Origin of the sequence: Saccharopolyspora ipomoeae (assembly GCF_029952525.1) — a bacterium.
Lineage (GTDB): Bacteria > Actinomycetota > Actinomycetes > Mycobacteriales > Pseudonocardiaceae > Saccharopolyspora > Saccharopolyspora ipomoeae.
Map to the genome: position 1 here is coordinate 228,097 of NZ_JASAOF010000007.1, position 13,844 is coordinate 241,940.

Below are 13,844 nucleotides of genomic sequence, written 5' to 3' on the forward strand. Positions count from 1 at the left end.
TTTCGCTCCTTTCCTGGTGGCCTCGCGGTCACTCACAGCGCGATGGGGGTTACTGGTCCTCGACGTTGAACTTGCGGCGCGGACGTCCCTGGTCCTGCTCCAGCGGCTCCAGGAAGTGCTTGCGGTAGGAGGTGAAGGTGCGCGGCATCTCCACCGAGCACACCGCCAGGCCCTCAGCCGCACGCCGCATGTGGCCGGCTACCAGCCGCGCCCGGACTCGGGCGTCCATGCCCATCCGGTTGGGGCCGATCACCGGGTGGTCCCGCAGGACCGCCTCCAGCTCGTCGGCGGACAGCGCCAGGTGCAGGTACGCCGGGCGCATCACCTTGCGGACGTGCTCGCAGAACTCCCGGATCTGGCGCGGGGACTCGAACACCGGGGCGGCTAGCATGTTCTGGTCGGACATGTTGTGATCCCTTCTCGATCAACGGGTGGTGCGGGAACTTCAGGCGGCCGTCTGGGCCGGGACAGAGGTTTCGGTGGCCATCCGGGCACGGGCGGCGTCCAGCGCCGCGCGGGCGGTGTCGTAGCGGACGCCGAGCTTGCGGGGCGCTTCCCGGTAGGGCAGACCGCGCTTCCCGCCGGACTGCTGCAGCGCCTTGCGTTCGGCCTTCTCGGCGCGGGCGATCAGGTCCTCGGGCAGTGCCTCGGAAGCGTCCTCAGCCGCTTCCGGAAGCGCTTCCGGCTCCCCCGCCGAACCCTCGATGCCGGCATCGGGCGCAGCGGTCGGAAGTTCGCGCTGAGCTGCATCGGAAGCAGCGATCGGCGCTGTCTCGGGCGCTTCCGCGACCCCGAGCGAGGTCTCCGGAACCTCGGCCGACTCAGGCCGCTCGGCGGGCGTCTCCGGGCTCGTCTCGGAAGCAGTGTCGGCAGCGGTCGCATCCGCTTCCCGCCGGTGCCTGCTCAGCACCAGAGCGACCACGTGGGACAGCACCCACGCCAGCACGACCGGCTCGGCGCCGACCAGAATCGCGGCCGGACCGGGCAGCACCGCGGCCTTGATGGCGTGCCAGGTATTGAGCACCAGCGCCGTGCCGCCGCCGAGAAACAGCGCCACCCAAGCCCAGCCCCGCACGTGGCGGTCGGCTCCGGGGTTAAGCACCTCGTTGAGCGCCAGCAGCGCCGCGACGTCGTTGGTGGCCGCGAACACGATTGCCAACTCGTGGCCCAGCAGCGGCTCTACAGCGTCGACCTGGCCGGCGAAGGACAGCGACAGCCCACCGAGCATCACCAGGAACAACCCGGACTTGCGGATCATCGACGACCACCTCGCCTCGACCGGTGGCGCCGCGGGTGGTCCACGTGCACGGTGCCGCGGCCCAGCGAGCGCAGCTCGCCGTGCATCTGCACCTTCCACAGCCGCACCATGACCAGCGCCCACAGCGCGCACACCACAACCGGCACCAGCAACCACGTCCAGGCCCAGCCCGACAGGGCAAAGACCCACCAGCACAGCGCCCCCAGGCCGACCGGAAGCACCAGGAAGCGGAACAGCCGCCACAGCGCCCGGAACGGGAACGTCGCAACCTTCACCGCCGCCGCCATCACCGCTCACCCCCAGGGCGGTTGCGGTGACGCTCCACCCAGGCCATCGCCCACGAGTCGAGCTCTTCCTCGGGGCTCGACCAGCCGATCCCCGGGTCAGCCTCGAAGGCCATAGCGACCTCGACGGCCAGTCGCATGTTGCCCAGCTGCAGAGGGAGGGACCGCTGGAGCTCGTCGTTGGCGACCTGCCACTGGTCGAACCGGAGCCGGATCGAGTTCGACTCCTCGTCGACCTCCGGGGCCGGACGGACGACCACACTGCCGCCGTTCACCTGGTGGGCAGGCGTAGCCAGCGTGTACAACACCCCGCCAAGTTCGAAAGACGTGGACGGCAACCGCAGACCACCAGGCACGTGGTGCACGTTGACCAAGTTGACGTGAGCGCTCATGCCGCCTCACCCCCAGCCAGCACAACCAGCCCCGGACGCAGCGGAACCACCTGCGCCACACGCGAAACCGCGCGGTACGTGTGCCCGACCGTCCGGCGAAGCTGCAACCGCACCAGGACCTCACGCTCGGCAGCCCGAGCCCGATCCAGCCGGCGCATGGCCAACTCGTCGGTGACCCCGGCATCCTCAGCGGCAAGAACCGCCGCCTCCGCCTCGACCACACGAGCCCCGGCCTCAATGACATCGGGATGGCTGGCCAGCGGGGTGAACTCCTCCGCCGTAAGGAAGTCCTCGCTCGGCTCCCCCACTCCACTCAGCGGGTCGTCCGCGAACTCCTCCGGCTCAACAGCACCGCGCAGCGCCTGCCGGACCCGCAGGGAGAAGAACTCCGGATCGACAACGTGGCGATTACCAGGGGAAATATCCATCGCAGTGTTCCTAACTGTGTTGCGACAGCTTGACTGTTTGGAACAGTAGGGTGCCGCTGTGCGTTCTGTCAAGAGGTGTGTTGATACAGCGGTTAGGCTGGTGACGTGGATCAGAACTTGGAGCGGCTAGGCAGCCGTGAACTGGCAGCGCAGCTTCGCGACCAGATCCTCGGCGGGAAACTCGCGCCGGGCTCGAAGCTGAGGTCGTACCGCGAGCTGGCAGCGGAGCATGACCTGGCCATCAACACCGTCCGGGAAGCTGTCCGCATCCTTGAACAGGAGGGACGCGTCATAATCCGGCACGGAAGCGGCGCGTACGTCGCCGAGACGGGGACGAGGACCCCCGAGGACCAACTTCGCGACCTCCGCAGCGAGCTGGAGGACGTTCGTCGGCAGCTCCGGAAGGCGACGTCCGCGCTCAGCGCCACCGAGGAACGCCTCACCGAGGCGATGGAGCGTCTGTCGCGGTAGCTCGTTTCGTTCCTGCATGCCAACAAGTTCACGCCACCTCAGAGGACGTTCACAGGGGCATTCCGTGGCCACTTGTAGACGTCCTGCAGCTCCGATAGCGTCCTAAAGCGTCCCGATCCGTCCCACAAACGTCCCTGAGGTGGCGAATGCCGAACGACCGCCTACGGGCCGCTATACGAGCGGCTGGACTCGCTATTGAGGATGTAGCGAAGGAAATACGCGTCAATCCGAAGACGGTCAAGCGCTGGGTCAAAGAGGACGGCCGCATACCGCACCCGACGAACCGGCAGGACATCTCGAAACTGGTTGGGGTCGACGAGGTCCACCTGTGGCCCGCACTCGCCGATGACCTCAACACCAGGCCGACGACGGACACGGAGTTGGTCCACCTCTACCCGACGCGCTCGGCCGTGCCCTTCTCGGTCTGGACAGAGCTGATCGCGGGGGTCAAGGAACAGCTCGATGTGCTCGTCTTCTCAGGCCAGTTCCTGGTGGAGCAGCACAACATCTTGCCGGTGATCCGCGAAAAGGCTTCCCAGGGTGTGAAGTTCCGGTTCGCTGTCGGCGATGAAACGGCGACCGCAGTTACTCAACGCGCGATGGAGGAAGGCACGACAGGCGGCCTTCAAGGCCGGATCCAGATGATGCGCCGGTACCTTGCAGAGGTCGCCTCACTGCCCAATGTCGAGGTGCGCACACACGGGACGATCCTGTACAACTCGCTCTACCGATTCGACGGCGACCTGCTGGTCAATGGCCACGCCTTCGGTGCCCTGGCCGGCCAGAACCCAGTCCTTCACATCCGTAAAATCCCGGGCGGCTTGATGTGGGATCACTACATGAAATCGTTCGATCGCGTGTGGGAACAAGCCCTACCTGAGGCAGCTTGAGGAGACGCCGTTTTGGCTCGTATCGACTACTTCAACGACCCCTCGGCCCCGGCGCCCAACTCGGTCGTGCCCTCCGTGACTGCAGCCGTCCGCAACGACGCGGGCGAGCTCCTCCTGATCCACAAGATTGACAACGACTTGTGGGCGCTGCCAGGCGGCGGGCACGACGCCGGCGAGTACCTGACGGAAACCGTAGTCCGGGAGGTTCGGGAGGAGACGGGGCTGCAGGTGGAGCCGATTCGACTGGTCGGCATGTACACCAACCCGAACCACGTGATGGCGTACGACGACGGGGAAGTACGTCAGCAGTTCTCGTTGTGCTTCGAGTGCAAGTGGACCGGCGGAGAGCCGCGCGAGGATGGCAGCGAAACGAAAGAGGTCCGCTGGGTCTCCCCAGCGGACCTCGACAAACTCACGATCCACCCGTCGATGCGCTTGCGTATCGATCACGCACTGGAGTCGGGGCGTACGGAGCCGTACCTCGGCTAGACCTCGCCGAGACGCACCTGGGTACGCGCAACAGCTTCTCCGATGACTGGACGCGCCTTGGTCCACGTCTTGTGTACCGGGTCATCGGGCGAGTACCGGCTGAGGATCTCGTCCATGCGTTCGTCATAGGTGAATCGCTGACCTGCAGGACCAGTCGTCAAGTCAGCCGCTACGAGGGCGTCCAGCAGGGGCGAGTCCTCGAACGGGAACTCGGCCAGCTCGGAGGCCAGCCCTCGCTCTGCAGCTTCGAAGCGAGCTCCTGAGTGATGCGCGACGAGATTCACGATCACCTCAGGCCAACCGTTGTCCCGCAGGTAGCGCGCCCCATCGAGGGGGTGGAACTGCGTGTGACCGATCTCCGGCGCGTATCCGATGTCGTGCAGCCAAGCGGCGGCTACGAGGGTGTCCTGGTCTTCTTCGCGAACAGCGGCTTTCAGCTCATGCGCACGCTCTGCCACGGCCTGCACGTGAAGCCAACGACGTCCAAGCGGTTTGACGAGGCGTTCTGCGAGCTCAAAGGCTGCAGCTGGAGTCGCTCCCATGTACACCGACCCTACAGAGCCAGGCGCATGCTGGTACCCAAATCACCGTCGAGGAGCGCGGGGTTCGCTATCCAGGGCGACACGTGCCCCAATGAGCTATCGCCGGTGGCGGGGCCGGGAGAAGATCGCTGCATGAGCTCGACGAATCTGATCGACACCGAGCGCGCCGCACTCGACCGGGCCGCGCAGCGCCAAACCACCAGCGCGCTTGCGGAAATGCTGGTCGAAGCCGACCGGCTGGGACTGCCACCCCTGACCTGGACCATCTCGTCGGGCTTGTCCCGCACCCTGGCGGGTCACGTGCCGGACGTCGACCCCGACCCGCACGCGACCCTGCGGGCATGGGCGGCCTTCTGCGACCTGGGGATGCCCAAACCGCACCGCGCGGTCGGGCACTGCCCGCACGACGAAGAGGTCGTCATCTCGGTCGAATACGACCCCGATATCCAGGACCCACCGCAGCGCTGACCCCGGCCGATCCGCCGAGTGCGCTCACCTTCACACCGGTCGGTGCAGAGGTGAGCGCTCGCCGGTCAGGAGGTCACGGGGACCAGGGCTTGGCGGTGGTGTTGTGGCGATGCCGGAAAGCCCCGGCGAGGCGGATGGATACGGCCCGGACCTGTTCTGCCCAGGCGTCGAACACCTGCAGTGGCGAGGTGCTGGTGTGCTCGTTCCACAGCCCCACCACGGACTCGCGCGCGATGATCTCGCCCAGCACCGACCGGACCGGCTCGCTGCAGCCGGCGGCGACGTTGAAGGCGATCAGCGGCAGATCCATCGCGTCGGCGAAGGCGTCCCCGTTAACGTGGGGCTCCTCCAGCCATTCGCCAGCGCCGGCGATGTGCTGTCCCAGCCCGTGTAGCGCGAGGCGCTCTTCGGCAGCGTCCAAGGCCTTCTTCTGGTCCTCGGTGTGGTGCCGCACGCCGCACTTGTTGTCGTCGTCGGACCAGACCAACAAGCTGGCCAGGTCAATCAGCTGCGTCAGGTCGGTGCGCACGTCGTTCCTGATTCCAAGATCCATATGCAGAGCGTAACCGCGATAGGTGACACTCCGTGGCGATTTCTGGCTGAGTGCTGGTCACGAGACCTGGTCGTCGGCGCCCCGCATGTGCTGGCACCACTGGGGCTGTGGCGTTCCTGGCCAGACGCCGGCCTGCGCGAAACCCTGTGCCTCGGTGGTGGCGTCGATGACCGTGGTCGACCACGTGTAGCCGGGTGCTCGGCGGTGGCGGCCTCAACCAAGCAGCGGGCCAGCCACAGACGCCGGTACGGGGGATCGACCCTCACGTGCTCGATCAGCCCCTCCTGGCACTGCTCACATATCCGCACATGCAGGTCGCCAACCGGGAGCCCGTCGAGCAACACGTCGAGGCGCGCCACGCCTGCCGGCACCGCGGCCGGCACGCGCACGATCTCCACGACGGCGGACTCCCACCGCTGCACACCCCCACGGCGTCCATCATCAGCTGGTAACCACTCGTGCACACCTCGACTCGCCCTCGTGGCCGCGAGACCGGTAGGAAGTGATGATCGCCGAGCCCGTCGTGGCACGGTGTCCCGCGGTGCTACCTGGGCCGCCGGTCTTCGTCAGGAATGTGCTGGCTGTTGAAGATCAGGTTCTCGTCTCCGTGGCCAGCGGCGTCGCACACACGGCACCGCCAGGTCCGGTGTCCCCCGTTACGGGCACCACTGCACTGGCACGGATACCAGCCCACGAGCATCCGGCCGGGCCCCAGTGTGTGGCCTTCGGGACAGGACAGCGGCGCACTCACGCCCTCAGTTTGCCCCGGTTCGGACAACTGCGGGACAGCTGGGACGGACAGGTCGCCGGGACACCGGGGCTATTTGCGCCGCTCATCGATCTTGGACTCAACGCACAGACGCTGCATCCACTCGGCGGCCTCTTCCCGGGTGTCGAAGGGCTCACTGATCGTTTGCCAGCCGTCAGTGGTGGCAACCGTGCGGATTTGGACGAGGTACTTCATGGCTCCCCCCTCGGGGGTGGTGGGAACAACGTGGTTGGGCAGTCCCCTGTATCTCTTGCCGCAGGGCTACCCCCCGCCAGACAGTGAGGTCGCGCAGTGTGGCGTCGATCTTGTCCAGCAGCTGCGGTCCTGCACGCAGTGCCGTTCCTGTCCTCAACTTCCGGTGCTCGGTAACTTATGTGTATGACACGCAGGGTGCTTGATCGCCAGCCGGAACTACGGAAGGGCGCCTTCTGCTGCCCGCACTGTGATGTCTACGCCAGCCAGGATTGGGGCACGCTCACGACGCTGATCAGGAATGCGCCCCACCGCGTGGAGGAAAAGCAGCTCCCAGACGGCCAGAGCCGCGAGATGTGGTCTGCGGCGACCTGCCGCCAATGCGGGAAGGTGTCAATCTGGCGCGAGAGCCAGATGATATTTCCCCTGAGCAGGGTGGGTGGACCACCACACGAAGCCATGCCGGAATCGGTGCGGGAGATATACGAGGAAGCACGTGCCGTGGCGGCGGTGTCACGGCGTGCCGGGGCCGGGTTGGCTCGGGCTGCGCTCGAGCGGGTGATGAAGGAACTCGATCCCCAGGCTCCGAAGAAGACATCTCTAGAGCAGCGCGTTGACCGCCTGGCTTCAAAGGTGCCGTCGCACCTCACACAGCTGCTGGATGTAGTCCGGTATACGGGTAACGGAGCTTTGCACCCAGACGACGAGCCCGGTGAACTCGTGGTGCTTGCACTAGATGATGAGGAGGGCCCGGCGCTCCTGGAGCTGTTCCTGGAGGCCGTTAACCAGCTTGTCGATGAGCTGATCACAAAACCGGACCGCGCCAACAGCTTGTTCAACAAGCTCCCCGAAGGCGTCCTCAGACGAATTGACCAACGCGGGCAAGCTGAGACGTAGCTCGATGACCTGCTGTTTTGCGAGCCGCGACAATGCTTACTAGACGGAGTTCGGTGTCACCACCACCGGAACGAAGACCTAGCGAGTGGATCAGGCGAGATCGATGTCGGTGACCTCGTCCAGCCAAGAGGTCCACGCGCATGGCGTTGGCGGATGTCGCTCCCGATCGTCACCCGAAGTGTGGGGCGGATGAGCCTGGATGCGTTCGAACATGAGGTCTATATTGTCCTTGTGTGCCCCGATAGCACACCCGTTCATCGAGGTAGGGGAAGTGCCGACGGTGAACACGACAGCGCCCCGCACCACCTGATCAAGGCAGCGCGGGGCGCTTCGTCGTCCGATCGCCCCTGCCGCCTTCACCCGGTCTCACGTTGCCCAGCGCTGCGCGCTCGGCGGGCTTGGTCGAGGCTGTCCCGCAGCGCCTCTTCCAGATCCGCGGCTTCCTGTGTGCGGGGCTCTGGGACGGCGACCTGCCGGTTGGCGAGCTTGGCATCGATCAGCGCCTGCAGCGCCTCGCGTGAGTGATCGCGGTAGCCGGTGGGGTTGAACGCCGCGCTCGACAGTGACAGCACCAGCTGTTCCGCCATCCGTTGTTCCTGCTCGCGGGGCTTCGGAGCCTGGTCGGTGAGCCATCCGAACTCCGGTTCCCGCACCTCGTCCGGCCACAACAGCGTGACCAGGCTGATCCCCGGCCCGTAGGGCCGCAGCAGCGCCAACCGCTCCCGAGTGCGGATCGCCACCCGCCCCAGCCCGACGTGACTGGTGTCGGTCATGGCGTCGCGCAGCAGGCTGTAGGCGCCGAGTGCGACCTGGTGCGGATGCAGGAAGTACGAGCGGTCGAACAGGATCGGATCGACCGCGCCGGCCGGGACGAACTCGGCTACCTCGATGGTGTGGGTACTGGGCAGCGGCAACTCCGCCAGCTCGTCCTCGGTCAGCACGACCGTGCGGCCGTCGGGCAGCTCGTAGCCCTTGGCGATCTCCTCCCACGGCACCCGGCGGTCCTCAGCGGTGCAGACCCGCTCGTGGCGCACCCGGGCCCCGTCGGCTCGGTGCACCTGCCGGAAGCTGATCGAGCGCGACTCCGTCGCCGCCGCCAACCCGACCGGGATCGCCACCAGCCCGAAACTGATGACACCGTTCCACAGCGTTCTCACAGCGCCAGCCTGCGCCCGGCCGGCAGGCCCGCCCAAGGCCTTTCGACCCTTCACACCCAATCCCATCCGCCGACACTGAACCCCACCTGCCTGCGCGGGCGGAAGGCCGGTCAGGCCGCTGGCCGTCCGTCAGTCCACTCACATCGACGATGACCCACCCCCAGGCAGGCCCAAAACAAGCAGCCGACGTGCGCACGCTGGAATGCTAGCCGTTGACCTGGCAGAATTCCCGCACGCCACTTCAAACTGTGCGCACTCGAGACAACGCTGCCAGACTCCCTATATGCAGATTGCTATATTTACTTTCCTGATCATAGGGAGCTTTTTCCAGATCATCGGACTCCTCGTTACCGCCCGGGGACTCGTCAATACGCATCGCTCATTGGGTAGCCCCAGCTATACACTCTTTCGGTTCATGTGGGACACACCCTGGGAAGCTTTTCGAAAGAGTCAAAGAAAATCCGGAACAGGGACGGCAACTCTTCAATTGGGCACGAGATCGGCTTCCTATATCGAAACTGAACCAATCCCTCGTGAAGCACCTACGGGGAGTCAGATCGCCAATCTCAAGGAGAGACTCAGCCGGATTGAAATGCGCATGCAAATAACTGAGAAGCTGGCCACTACAACATGGGCAGACGTATCTGACGTCGCCGCAAAGAGCGAGCAGCATGAAACTAATATTCAGCACCAAGCGGAAACTCAGCGACAGCAGGCAATTGACGGACTTCGCTTCGAATCCTGGGGAGTTTCCTGCATTGCGGTCGGACTGATTTTTTCCCTGATCAGGTCATTCTTGATGTACCTCTTTCCTCACTGAGGTCGCCACGCACCTCGACATCAAAGTGGCGCGACCGCCGAGCACCTCGGCCACACCTGGTCGATTCGGTCATCGACACCACCAACGAGGCACAGGGATTCGCCGAAGTCGGCATCTGGCCAGGCCTACCCACGCCCCATGGTGCGAGCGCATGCGGGACGCCGACGACCCGGTCTCGTCGTCAGCGCCTTATCATCGCTCAGGTCTGCGTCGGTCGACATTCCGAGGGCGGACACGTCTAAGATAGTCAGAGTGAACCCGTCTTGGATTTCTGCCATCGCGTCATGCGTCACGGCGATTGGCTCTCTGGCCGCGTTCGGTACCGCCGTTTGGGCGGCTAGAGCCGCCTGGAAGCAACTCAAGTACTCAGCAGACCAACAGCGGCACAGGGATGAGCGAGACGAGCAAGAACAAGCCTCTAAATTCGCAGCCTGGGTTTCGATCCAGGGACGCGAGAACGGGAAGATGCAAGGCACCCTTCGATATATCAACACCAGCAAATTGCCTATACACGATTTTACTGCCATACCGGTACCCTTCCCCAATGCGCGTTTGAACATCGACATGATCGAACCCACAGACGGGGTTTGCAGTCAAATGGCGGAACTCGGGCCGGTTGAAGACGTAGACGGCAGCTGGCACGGCCGTATTGACATCTTGGTTCGCTTTCGGGATAACCAGAACATTTTATGGCGAAGGGAGCCCAACGGTGTTCTTCGTAAAGCGAAGGTAGACGAGCTCGGGAACGATCTAGAGTCCCGCATACTTGATGAGGAATACCAACGTATTCTGTACGAAAAAGGGATGCCAGGGGGCCGGGTTGGCTACCATTTCTTGATCTGATCTCGCTAATAATATTCCGGGGAGAAATAGGTCGCCCTACAGGCCCACGATCGGCTCGGCGAGCGCCCACTGCTTGGCCCAGTTGGGCTCGACTTCTACATCTATACCGCGGTCCTGCCTGGCGCACCTGACCCTTCGGGGGGTGATTCGTGAGGCGTGTCAGTACCAGCGACCGGACAGCAGGCGCCGGCACGTGTTACCGAGTTCATGAGCCGAGTAGGTCGAACTGGAAGCCGACCACGATCAGCACGAAGGAAACCCACTTCCAGGCGTTCCCGTGTTGGCCCAATGCGACGATCTTGGAAAATCCTGACACCACGCGGTGGGCTTGATTTGCGGCGATCAAAATCGGCACGAATGCGAGGGAGAGCCAGAGGGAGGCCGCCGCATCGTAGGAGGCCGCAACCTCGTACGAGAGCGCTCGACGGACGAAGTCCGCAACGATGGCGAACATAATGAGCCCTGCGATTACGCACATCACGGCAAAGTGGAGAAGTAAGCGGACTCTGAGGTCCAAGCGATGCTTGGACCTACCCATGCGGTTGGAGAGTTGCTTGAACCGTTCCGGTCCGACCAGGTCAATGATCACAACCGCGCCACCGGCGAACTGTAGAAGCTTCCCGATACGTGCCCACCACAGCACGGGAAGGCTCCACATCGCGAAGCCCTTGACTTCCGCCCCAGACCACCACAGCGACCAGGCTTCCAAGTAGCCGACAGCCTGCAACCCCAGCACACCTCCATCGAACAGGTGTCACTGTAGCGAGGCGATCACTCGCGGTGGTGCACCCGGCCCGGCATGGCCCCGATGATGGGCGTACCGCGCTCATCCGGCCGTTGATGCTCGTTTCTCGACGACGAGCGCAGTGTGGGAGGTGCACCAGGTGTACTCCTGGTGGTTCCTAATCCGGAGCCCGAGATGGAGCAAAACAGGCCGCGACAGGTGAGACGGTCCGGGCTTTCGGCATGACAGAACCGCAGTCCAGCCAGGACCTCGCTGGACGCCTGAGACCTGCCCGGTTCCGTTCACACCGAAGAGGCCACTGGGTCCGATCCCGGCTACGCAATCGGCTCAGCTGCCGCGGGTCTCGACGACGAAGGCCCCTCTCCGTGTCCATGCAATGTGGACGAAATCGAGGTGAGCGCACGCAAGCCTCGCTCCGCCCGGACCATGCACGGACAAGAACGGCTGAATAGTTGCCCCAGTACTGGTCAGAGCACCTAAGGTGTCTCCGCTCAAAATCCGTACAGTGTGAGTTCGAATCTCACCGGGGGCACGTACAGCATCCTCACAGCCTTGTTCTGGCCGTGAGCTGCGGATATCAGCCTTCCATCGGCTCGAAACGAGCTCGCTCCCTATCACCGAGAGCGACGTTCATCCGTTCCTGCTCGCGTGGACCGATCATCGGATTCGCCGTGCCGGCGGTTGTCGGGCCTTCTGGCTCTGCCGGAGACCGCTGGGCGAATGTCACCCTCACTGAGCCTGGAGGGGGACACACCATGCACCTTGATCTCGTATACGCGCACAAGAAGCAGTTCGGAATCGGAGCCGTCGCCGTAGCCGCGCTCGCCGTCCTCTGGCTCACCATCGGTATCGAGGCAGCAGCAACACTGGCCGTGCTCGGCGGCCTCGTGGTGGCCCTGGGTTACGCCAGCCTCCGCCAGGAGGCGGCTCAAGAGCAAGCCGAAGAAGCGCGCATCAACGTCACCACGCCCGGAGGGGCCCCACTAGCCCCGATTCAGCCCGAGATCACGCACGTCAACCACCTGCTCCACCTGGTCTTGAGCATCCTCACTGGCGGGCTCTGGCTCATCGTGTGGATTCTGTTGACCATCAACGTCAAGTCGGAGAACGACCGGCTGCAACTCCGCTACCGGGCCGCCATGCGCCGATACTCGGCGGAACTCGCCGCGTACGACGAGAAAAAGCGCTCAGGCCAATGAACTTCGCGGGCAGGCGCTGAGCGGGTCAGTCCTCCGCGGGCAGAGCCAGGTCCCCGATCCTGAAGTCCAGCTCGGACTCGCAGTCGTCCAGCAGGATCGCGAACACCGGAGGGTCCTGGTCGGGGCCCGGATGCACGATCAGGTCGATGTCCTCGCGGGCGATCACGAGCCCTCGCACCCCGATCCGCGCGAACGCCGGGTGCGGTTCCCACCGCAAGCAGTCCTCCGAACGGAGGATCGTGCCCGCGACCTCCTCGTCCCCGAGCCCTCCGACGGAAGCGGCCAGCGCGTCCAGGGCCTCGCGGTCGAGATCGTCGGCGAAGGTCTCCATTCCGGGAACGCGGAGGACGTCACCGACCAGGATCATCGCGTACCCGGTGGGAAGCGGTCCGGCGAGCACGGCCTCGTCCGGCTCCGCCGGCGCCGGCCCGGAGCGGCGGTTCAGCTGGGCGCGGAAACCCGTGAACAGGTAGGTCACCGAGGCGACGAACCCGATGAAGCAGCACCCCACCCCGGTCGCGGCGAGCAGGTACGTCGAGTCGTCGAACGGATCGAACTCCTCGCTCCAGCCGCCGTGATCCACGGTGACCGAGTGGTCCTCGTTGAGCCATAGGTACCCGACAACGACCCAGGAGCCGAAGAACAGGGCCAGGAAGGGCAGCACCCAGCGCCAGACGTGCCACCGGTGGATCTCGCCGTCCCACGCGATCGCGCGCGGGCAGTGCGCGCGCAGAACTTCAGCGATCGACGGAGCATCAGCGGTCAGACCGTTGAACTGGATCGACGCCCCGTCGGTGAGATCAGCGCAGCAGGTGAAGTCCCAGCCGAAGCGCCGCATCCACTCGAACGCCGCGGGGCCGGGCTTCACGCGCAGCCGGCGCACCTGGTCCCAGCGCCAACTCCGGTGACCCCGCCGGGAGACGTGGGCGATGCCTCGCTCGTGCACGTCGTAGCGTTCCGCGGGCCCGCCGCGCAGGGCCTTGGTCAGCTGCGCCGCGGCAACGCCGAAACCGACCACGATCCCGATGAGCATCATGGCGGCGAACTTCCCCGCCGCTCGGCTGAACACGGGGTGCAGGACGAGCACGAGCATCAGTGCCGCGGCCACCGCGCCGATCACCGCGGCCGCGCCGCCCACGACCCAGCGCTGCCGGTTGTCCACTCCGTGCGAGCTCACCAGCGGTCCCAGCGCCTCCACACGCGTGATCGTAGACGACGCCGAGCCCCCGGCCGAGCCCTTCGGCTGAACCGCCGATTCCGTTCGCCGACGGCTGGGAGCGCCGCTCCCCCAGAGGTGTGGACGACTCCGATCACTGGCTCACCAGGTAACGTTGGGATCGTTCAATCTAGACCTTCTGACCTGCGATGACTGATATGATCACGAGCGAGGCCCGAGGCCCGAGGCCCGAGGCCCGAGGCCCGAGGCCCGAGGCCCGAGGCCCGAGGC

General features: G+C 65.0%; 20 protein-coding genes. 9 read left to right on the plus strand and 11 right to left on the minus strand.

Features of this window, described 5'->3' with window-relative positions:
• Nucleotides 1–49 precede the first annotated feature (49 nt).
• Genes QFW96_RS14525 through QFW96_RS14545 form a run of 5 tightly spaced genes read right to left on the minus strand, consistent with a single transcriptional unit; the run spans nt 50 to nt 2,362 of the window.
• Nucleotides 50–406, minus strand: coding sequence for a hypothetical protein (locus QFW96_RS14525; protein ID WP_281456146.1), 357 nt, complete (start codon nt 404–406; stop codon nt 50–52).
• Between the two features lie 39 nt (nt 407–445).
• A complete protein-coding gene (locus QFW96_RS14530) occupies nt 446–1,258 on the minus strand; it encodes an MFS transporter (RefSeq protein WP_281456147.1) in 813 nt (270 codons plus the stop codon).
• Nucleotides 1,255–1,545, minus strand: coding sequence for a hypothetical protein (locus QFW96_RS14535; RefSeq protein ID WP_281456148.1), 291 nt, complete (start codon nt 1,543–1,545; stop codon nt 1,255–1,257). The genes QFW96_RS14530 and QFW96_RS14535 overlap by 4 nt, the downstream gene beginning before the upstream one ends.
• Nucleotides 1,545–1,934, minus strand: a complete 390-nt coding sequence (locus QFW96_RS14540; protein ID WP_281456149.1) for a hypothetical protein — start codon at nt 1,932–1,934, stop codon at nt 1,545–1,547. The genes QFW96_RS14535 and QFW96_RS14540 overlap by 1 nt, the downstream gene beginning before the upstream one ends.
• Nucleotides 1,931–2,362: a hypothetical protein gene (locus QFW96_RS14545; protein ID WP_281456150.1), complete on the minus strand. Its 432-nt coding sequence runs from the start codon at nt 2,360–2,362 to the stop codon at nt 1,931–1,933. The genes QFW96_RS14540 and QFW96_RS14545 overlap by 4 nt, the downstream gene beginning before the upstream one ends.
• Nucleotides 2,363–2,467: 105 nt before the next feature.
• Here QFW96_RS14545 and QFW96_RS14550 point away from each other — a divergent pair, with 105 nt between their 5' ends.
• The 3 genes from QFW96_RS14550 (at nt 2,468) to QFW96_RS14560 (ending at nt 4,212) form a co-directional block, all read left to right on the plus strand.
• Complete coding sequence (locus tag QFW96_RS14550) at nt 2,468–2,833, plus strand: winged helix-turn-helix domain-containing protein (protein ID WP_281456151.1); 366 nt, start codon at nt 2,468–2,470, stop codon at nt 2,831–2,833.
• 146 nt (nt 2,834–2,979) lie between these two features.
• Nucleotides 2,980–3,723 (plus strand): helix-turn-helix domain-containing protein, encoded by a 744-nt coding sequence (locus QFW96_RS14555; protein WP_281456152.1) that lies wholly within the window; start codon nt 2,980–2,982, stop codon nt 3,721–3,723.
• Nucleotides 3,724–3,735: 12 nt separating this feature from the next.
• Entirely contained in the window at nt 3,736–4,212 is a 477-nt protein-coding gene (locus QFW96_RS14560) for an NUDIX domain-containing protein (RefSeq protein WP_281456153.1), read from the plus strand.
• On the opposite strand, the gene QFW96_RS14565 is transcribed toward QFW96_RS14560, so the two are convergent.
• Nucleotides 4,209–4,754: an HD domain-containing protein gene (locus tag QFW96_RS14565; RefSeq protein ID WP_343231386.1), complete on the minus strand. Its 546-nt coding sequence runs from the start codon at nt 4,752–4,754 to the stop codon at nt 4,209–4,211. The two genes, QFW96_RS14560 and QFW96_RS14565, sit on opposite strands and share 4 nt — an antisense overlap.
• Nucleotides 4,755–4,886: 132 nt before the next feature.
• On the opposite strand from QFW96_RS14565, the gene QFW96_RS14570 reads away from it, so the two are divergent.
• Nucleotides 4,887–5,222 carry a hypothetical protein gene (locus QFW96_RS14570; RefSeq protein WP_281456155.1) on the plus strand — a complete coding sequence of 112 codons (336 nt, stop codon included), beginning with the start codon at nt 4,887–4,889 and terminating at the stop codon, nt 5,220–5,222.
• 73 nt (nt 5,223–5,295) lie between these two features.
• On the opposite strand, the gene QFW96_RS14575 is transcribed toward QFW96_RS14570, so the two are convergent.
• The gene (locus tag QFW96_RS14575; protein WP_281456156.1) at nt 5,296–5,775 is read right to left on the minus strand and encodes a hypothetical protein; all 480 of its coding nucleotides are present in this window, start codon (nt 5,773–5,775) and stop codon (nt 5,296–5,298) included.
• A 266-nt stretch (nt 5,776–6,041) separates the two neighbouring features.
• Between QFW96_RS14575 and QFW96_RS14580 the strand changes: the two genes are divergently transcribed.
• Nucleotides 6,042–6,227, plus strand: a complete 186-nt coding sequence (locus tag QFW96_RS14580; protein ID WP_281456157.1) for a hypothetical protein — start codon at nt 6,042–6,044, stop codon at nt 6,225–6,227.
• A 368-nt stretch (nt 6,228–6,595) separates the two neighbouring features.
• On the opposite strand, the gene QFW96_RS14585 is transcribed toward QFW96_RS14580, so the two are convergent.
• Entirely contained in the window at nt 6,596–6,739 is a 144-nt protein-coding gene (locus QFW96_RS14585; protein ID WP_281456158.1) for a hypothetical protein, read from the minus strand.
• Between the two features lie 183 nt (nt 6,740–6,922).
• Between QFW96_RS14585 and QFW96_RS14590 the strand changes: the two genes are divergently transcribed.
• Nucleotides 6,923–7,633, plus strand: coding sequence for a DUF4145 domain-containing protein (locus QFW96_RS14590; protein ID WP_281456159.1), 711 nt, complete (start codon nt 6,923–6,925; stop codon nt 7,631–7,633).
• A 356-nt stretch (nt 7,634–7,989) separates the two neighbouring features.
• Here QFW96_RS14590 and ku read toward each other — a convergent pair whose 3' ends face one another.
• On the minus strand, nt 7,990–8,790 hold the full coding sequence (gene ku, locus QFW96_RS14595) for a non-homologous end joining protein Ku (RefSeq protein ID WP_281456160.1): 801 nt from the start codon (nt 8,788–8,790) through the stop codon (nt 7,990–7,992).
• Between the two features lie 283 nt (nt 8,791–9,073).
• Between ku and QFW96_RS14600 the strand changes: the two genes are divergently transcribed.
• Both QFW96_RS14600 and QFW96_RS14605 read left to right on the plus strand, forming a co-directional pair.
• Nucleotides 9,074–9,610, plus strand: a complete 537-nt coding sequence (locus QFW96_RS14600) for a hypothetical protein (protein ID WP_281456161.1) — start codon at nt 9,074–9,076, stop codon at nt 9,608–9,610.
• 252 nt (nt 9,611–9,862) lie between these two features.
• On the plus strand, nt 9,863–10,453 hold the full coding sequence (locus QFW96_RS14605) for a hypothetical protein (RefSeq protein ID WP_281456162.1): 591 nt from the start codon (nt 9,863–9,865) through the stop codon (nt 10,451–10,453).
• A gap of 205 nt (nt 10,454–10,658) precedes the next feature.
• On the opposite strand, the gene QFW96_RS14610 is transcribed toward QFW96_RS14605, so the two are convergent.
• Nucleotides 10,659–11,189, minus strand: a complete 531-nt coding sequence (locus QFW96_RS14610) for a hypothetical protein (protein ID WP_281456163.1) — start codon at nt 11,187–11,189, stop codon at nt 10,659–10,661.
• A gap of 764 nt (nt 11,190–11,953) precedes the next feature.
• Between QFW96_RS14610 and QFW96_RS14615 the strand changes: the two genes are divergently transcribed.
• On the plus strand, nt 11,954–12,397 hold the full coding sequence (locus QFW96_RS14615; RefSeq protein ID WP_281456164.1) for a hypothetical protein: 444 nt from the start codon (nt 11,954–11,956) through the stop codon (nt 12,395–12,397).
• A 25-nt stretch (nt 12,398–12,422) separates the two neighbouring features.
• Here QFW96_RS14615 and QFW96_RS14620 read toward each other — a convergent pair whose 3' ends face one another.
• Nucleotides 12,423–13,595 carry a hypothetical protein gene (locus QFW96_RS14620; protein ID WP_281456165.1) on the minus strand — a complete coding sequence of 391 codons (1,173 nt, stop codon included), beginning with the start codon at nt 13,593–13,595 and terminating at the stop codon, nt 12,423–12,425.
• Nucleotides 13,596–13,844: the final 249 nt, after the last annotated feature.